Here is a 1553-nt window from a genome sequence, read left to right as displayed (position 1 = left end):
ATTTCTTATAGAATGTCAAGTATCAAAAAGATTTAAAAATGGGTATACTAAAGGTACTTCAAAAAGGCGCCTTTTTGAGAGTTAAATATTTGTTTAGCAGTTAACCTTTATTGACGTACAGCTTGTTGATAATCATAGCTTTGATTTGTGTGAACCAAATGCATGATTGTACGATTTAAATGGTTAACGCAGGCTATTTGAGCTACCAAATCCTTTTTGGAATAGGGTGGCTCTTTTAATTTGTAGTAATAGTCAACTAGATGATTGTTAATCCTGCCTTGATTTCTAAGCATGCTTTTAATCATCTCAATTTCAACCGTTCGTGCAAAACTATTACCGCGGCGATTAATCTTGTCATGCTTAACCAAAGTGCCAGATTGATATCTGTTTAAGTCAATTCCTAGGTATGCATTGAGCTGCTTATAATTTTCGAAGCGTTCAATATTGCCCGCAAATCCCATTAATAGGGCCGTGTTTAGCTGTCCCGCTCCTGGTATACTGCTGATAAGCTTAAATTCTGGAAAACTAGCTGCCTTTTTAATTAGCTGATCTTTGATTAGGTTAACACGATGATTATAATCTTCAATTTCCTCGCATAGCATGCCAATGATTGATATTTCAATTGAATCAGCGGCAATGGCAGGATATGAATTGAGCGCGGCTGTCCAAACTTTAGTGCAATAGCTAGCAATTAATTTCCTAGTAATATGTTTACCAATTACTCTATAAAGCTGTTCAGTCATTCCTTTAACCGTCAGACCAGCCAAATAATCTGGATGTGTATACTTACGAATCATTTGCAAGGCTACAACAGAGCGAATAACGGGGAAAATATCGTTTAACTCAGGGAAAGACAGCTCTAGCGCTGAACGCAACTGATTTTCAATTCTAACCCGCTCTCGGCTTAATTTGTGATATTGCACAGCTAAAAAACGCAAAGACTGATAGTGGACATCAATATAATGTCGACTTCTAGTACGAATAACGGCTGCCTGCGTAATGCCTAATAAAGCTAATTTGAAAGAATCACTAGCATCTGTCTTGTTCCGCCGCAAAGATGACATCCTCATTTTTGCTTCCAGCGGATTAAGCTCACAAAATTTAATTTTATTTTGGCTTAAATAATAAGCTAGCTGAGCAGAATAAACCCCTGTGGTTTCGAAAATAACTAAAACTGGATCGGCCAGATAAGCAGCTAATTGCTTAAAACCGCTGCGATTATGACTAAAATTAAAATCTTGCTTTTCAAAATCAGTAGTAATTAAAGTGGCATGACTTTTACCACGACTAACATCAATACCAATAACATTCACTGTAACACCTCCTAAAATTATTGAAGAAGAATAGTGCCTTTGTTCATTTTCTTAATACGATCTTTAAGATCCTCATCCTAACCTAACTAGCAAAGGGCATTATCCTTACGGGCCCGTTTGACAATCGAATTCAAAGATTCAATCCTGTTGGCGACCTCAACTTCAACTTTAAGTATAAAGAAAAAGCAGATAAAAGTATCGTCATACTTCTATCTGCTTCCTACTTTAGGATGTTTGACA

General features: G+C 36.6%; 1 protein-coding gene. It reads right to left on the bottom strand.

Annotated elements, in window-relative coordinates; genetic code table 11:
• Positions 1 to 107: 107 nt before the first annotated feature.
• On the bottom strand, positions 108 to 1313 hold the full coding sequence (locus AAA915_RS09205) for an IS110 family RNA-guided transposase (RefSeq protein ID WP_338201882.1): 1206 nt from the start codon (positions 1311 to 1313) through the stop codon (positions 108 to 110).
• Between the last annotated feature and the right edge of the window lie 240 nt (positions 1314 to 1553).

Source organism: Lactobacillus rizhaonensis (genome assembly GCF_036246345.1).
Taxonomy (GTDB): Bacteria; Bacillota; Bacilli; order Lactobacillales; family Lactobacillaceae; genus Lactobacillus; species Lactobacillus rizhaonensis.
This window is presented reverse-complemented; position numbering and strand designations above follow the sequence as displayed.